The organism is Flavobacterium fryxellicola (genome assembly GCF_900143245.1).
In the GTDB taxonomy this organism is placed as follows: Bacteria; Bacteroidota; Bacteroidia; order Flavobacteriales; family Flavobacteriaceae; genus Flavobacterium; species Flavobacterium fryxellicola.
Genome location: NZ_FRDK01000035.1, coordinates 1 through 1,037 on the forward strand (window position 1 = coordinate 1; position 1,037 = coordinate 1,037).

The window sequence follows — 1,037 nt, forward strand, 5'->3', positions numbered from 1 at the left end:
GCTCCGGTTACAGTAAATGTAGATGCCGCTTCTTGTACTACCGCTAAAGCGAATGTAACTCTTGGTCTGCCAACTGCGGCTGATAATTGTGGTGTCAAATCCGTAACTAATGATGCCCCTAGTGTATTCCCGATCGGAAACACAACGGTAACTTGGACCGTAACTGACAATGCAGGAAATACTGCTACTTGTACTCAAATCGTAACGGTGGTCGATTCTATTCTGCCAACAATCACCTGTGCAGCTCCGGTTACAGTAAATGTAGATGCCGCTTCTTGTACTACCGCTAAAGCCAATGTAACTCTTGGAATGCCAACTGCGGCTGATAATTGTGGTGTCAAATCCGTAACTAATGATGCCCCTAGTGTATTCCCTATCGGAAACACAACGGTAACTTGGACAGTAACTGATACAGCAGGAAATACTGCTACTTGTACTCAAATCGTAACGGTGGTCGATTCTATTCTGCCAACAATTACCTGTGCAGCTCCGGTTACAGTGACTGTAGATGCCGCTTCTTGTACTACCGCTAAAGCGAATGTAACTCTTGGTCTGCCAACTGCGGCTGATAATTGTGGTGTGAAATCCGTAACTAATGATGCCCCTAGTGTATTCCCGATCGGAAACACAACGGTAACTTGGACCGTAACTGATACAGCAGGAAATACTGCTACTTGTACTCAAATCGTAACGGTGGTCGATTCTATTCTGCCAACAATCACCTGTGCAGCTCCGGTTACAGTGACTGTAGATGCCGCTTCTTGTACTACCGCTAAAGAAAATGTAACTCTTGGAATGCCAACTACGGCTGATAATTGTGGTGTGAAATCCGTAACTAATGATGCCCCTAGTGTATTCCCGATCGGAAACACAACGGTAACTTGGACCGTAACTGACAATGCAGGCAACTCAGCAACGTGTACTCAAATCGTAACGGTGGTCGATTCTATTCTGCCAACAATTACCTGTGCAGCTCCGGTTACAGTGACTGTAGATGCCGTTTCTTGTACTACTGCTAAAGAAAATGTAACTCTTGG

At 45.3% G+C, this 1,037-nt stretch carries 1 protein-coding gene; it reads left to right on the forward strand.

Annotated elements, in window-relative coordinates:
* The coding region (locus BUA03_RS16320; RefSeq protein ID WP_139255707.1) for an HYR domain-containing protein at positions 1-1,037 on the forward strand (1,037 nt) is incomplete at both ends.